The 2645-nt window shown below is 66.7% G+C and carries 3 protein-coding genes; 2 read left to right on the top strand and 1 reads right to left on the bottom strand.

The window, feature by feature from the left end; all coding sequences use genetic code 11:
• Positions 1–992, bottom strand: a 992-nt coding sequence (locus tag WEE69_11260) for an MFS transporter (GenBank protein ID MEX1145871.1), incomplete at its 3' end; no start/stop codon positions are given.
• Positions 993–1043: 51 nt separating this feature from the next.
• On the opposite strand from WEE69_11260, the gene bcp reads away from it, so the two are divergent.
• Together bcp and WEE69_11250 are read left to right on the top strand one after the other, a co-directional pair.
• Positions 1044–1520, top strand: coding sequence for a thioredoxin-dependent thiol peroxidase (bcp, locus tag WEE69_11255; protein ID MEX1145870.1), 477 nt, complete (start codon positions 1044–1046; stop codon positions 1518–1520).
• Positions 1521–1714: 194 nt separating this feature from the next.
• Positions 1715–2353, top strand: coding sequence for a hypothetical protein (locus WEE69_11250; protein ID MEX1145869.1), 639 nt, complete (start codon positions 1715–1717; stop codon positions 2351–2353).
• Positions 2354–2645 lie beyond the last annotated feature (292 nt).

Genomic DNA, 2645 nt, shown 5'->3' with positions numbered 1-2645 from the left:
TATCGACGGTCGAACGGCTCGAGGAGCCGGGCCCTCGCGCTCGCCCTCGACCTCGTCATGGTCTCGAGACGCTCATATCGGATGGTCTCGCGCAGGCGTCGGACGATGCCTGGCAGGAGCAGCGCCGTGAGCGCGCTCAACGCGAAGGCGACCCGCCAGGTGTCGTCGCTCAGGTCGTTGATCGGGAGGAGGAACACCGTCGCGCCGAAGCCGAGGCCCAAGCCCATCCCGAACATCGAGAACGAGAAGGCACGAGCCCCCTCGGGCGCGTCTTCGACCACGGCCATGGCCGTGATCGCAAAGGTCGCGTTGGCAAACGCTCGAGTGAGCACCTGCGAAGCCGTGAAGACCTCGAAGCTCGGCGCCGCAGCCGCCAGCGCGTTCGCCGCGCACATCCCCCCGAGCCCGATGAGAATCATCCGGCGACGACCGAACCGGTCAGCCATGGACGCCGCCACCAGCGTGAGCAGCACACCGATGCGGGCGAACGCCAGCGCGTCACCGAGCGCCTCGTCGCCACGATTGAACGACCGAGTGACTGCGTCACCGTTCTGCGTGAAGAGCGCGCTCCCGAAGCTGGCGACAGCGGCCACGGCGGTGAGCACCGCGAGGCGCGCGGCTTGGTCGGCCGTGAAGGACGCGGGGATCAGCGTGCGGTGGTGACGTGGTGGGGGTACAGGGTCGCCCGCGACCGCGGCGCGAAGGCGCGTGGCGGCATCATCGAGCACGCGCCGCGCCACCAACCACACCACGAGACGGATGAACCATCCGAAGTACGGCACCGAGATGCTCGAGCCACCGTCGAGCCGAACGGTGCTCTGGCTCGGATCGCCTTCGATGTGCACCTGAAGTGTCGAGCCGGGGCTGTCGTGGTCGAACAGCGGGCCGGTCAGCACGCCGTCGGCACCTGGTGCGACGCCGAGCGCTTCTCTCGCGGCGTCGCGCACCGCGTCGGTTGGCGCGTCGATCCGAACGAGCATCCGTCGGCGCACGTGCGGCATGCTAGGGGTCAATTTCGAGCGAGTCGGGAAAGGGGTCCAACCGTGCCCAAGCTGAAAGTTGGAGCGCGCGCACCGGCGTTCACGCTGACGGATCAGCGCGGCAAGAAAGTGAAGTTGTCCGACTTCAAGGGCAAGAACGTCGTCGTGTACTTCTACCCGAAGGCTGACACGCCCGGCTGCACGACGCAGTCGTGTGCGCTCAGCGACGCGATGCCCGACCTCAAGCGCCTGAAGGCGACCGTCCTCGGCATCAGTCCGGACGCGGCTGAGAAGCAGAAGAAGTTCGACACGAAGTACAGCCTCGGCTTCCCGCTGCTCGCCGACGAAGACCACAAGGTCGCGTCACAGTGGGGGGCGTGGGGGAAGAAGACGCTCTACGGCCGGGAGTACATGGGGATCATCCGGTCGGCGTTCGTGATCGACCCGCAGGGAAAGGTCGCTGGCGTCTTCTACAAGGTGAGCCCCAAGTCGACAGTCGAGCACGTATCCAAGGCGTTGGCGAACCTCAAGCGGCGATAGATCGAGCCCGACAAGCTCCGCGATCCCGGCCGGTTGGGCAGGACCGTCACGAGGGCGAGCGGAGCGCGTCGGTGTGGTTCCGCGCCATTGCGGAAGTCTCGGTAGCCTGGGATGCTTCGAGACGAGGCCGTTCCGCCCCCGGACCGGAGCCGTTCGTGTCGCTCGGTGGGTCCGGGGGAGACAAGGGGGTAGTCATGTACCTGTTCAGTCGTCGGATTCGCATCGGACCCGGTCGCGCGCGTGAAGCGATGGCATGGGCGCTCGCGCAGACCGAGAACGTCAACAAGATCACCGGGCTCCAGGTGGGGCTGTACATGCAGGTCTTCTCACCGGAAGTGGGCGCGATCGGCTGGTCCACCTTCGTGCCGGATCTCGCCACGCTGGAAGCCGCGGGTGACAAGTTGAACGCCGATGATGCGTTCATGTCGGCCACGGACCAGGGTGCGGCGATGACCGTCGGCGGTGCCGACGACAACCTGGGCCAGGTGATCTACGGCGAGCCGGACCCGAATCGTCAGATCGAGTATGTCACCGCGGTGCGGACCGTGTGCGCGAGCGGCAACGTTGCTCGGGGGTCGGAGGTCGGAGTCGAGCTCGCGCAGCGTGCCGAGAAGATCACGGGCACGCCGACGTTGTTCCTCGCCGATGTGACCGGGACCTACGGCGGGGTCGGCTGGGTCAGTGGTCATGCAAATGTGCAAGCCATGGAGGCGGCCCAGCAGGCGTTGGCGGCCGACTCCAGCTGGTTGAAGTACGTCGACAAGGAGGCAGGTGCGGCCTACGCCGACGACCCGTCTGTGTCGACGCAGTTGATCTACCGCCGCCTGGCCTGACGGCCAGACAGTGCAAGCGACGGAGCCCGGCTGCGGCCGGGTCCGTCTTTGCGTGCGACCTTCAGAGCTGGTCGAGCAGGATATGCGCGTCAGGCCGGCGCTCTGAGGGCCTCCGTGACGCGTCGAGCCGTGTCCTTCGGGCTTCCGAACGCTCACAGTGCACCGATGCCGAGCTGCTCGCCCTCGTCACAGCGGTCGCAGTGTCCAAATCGAGACTGGAGGCGAAGTCGATGACTCTGACCAGTCGTCCCCGTAAACACCACCCGACGGTGATTGCCTACAAGGCCGATCG

Source organism: Acidimicrobiia bacterium, from assembly GCA_040881685.1.
Classification (GTDB): domain Bacteria; phylum Actinomycetota; class Acidimicrobiia; order IMCC26256; family PALSA-555; genus SHVJ01.
Note: the sequence above shows the minus strand (reverse complement) of the source record. Positions and strands in the feature narration are given on the sequence as shown.

Excerpts from the sequence above, each read along its gene's own strand:
- WEE69_11250 (MEX1145869.1), top strand. The coding sequence starts at position 1,715 with ATGTACCTGTTCAGTCGTCGGATTCGCATCGGACCCGGTCGCGCGCGT.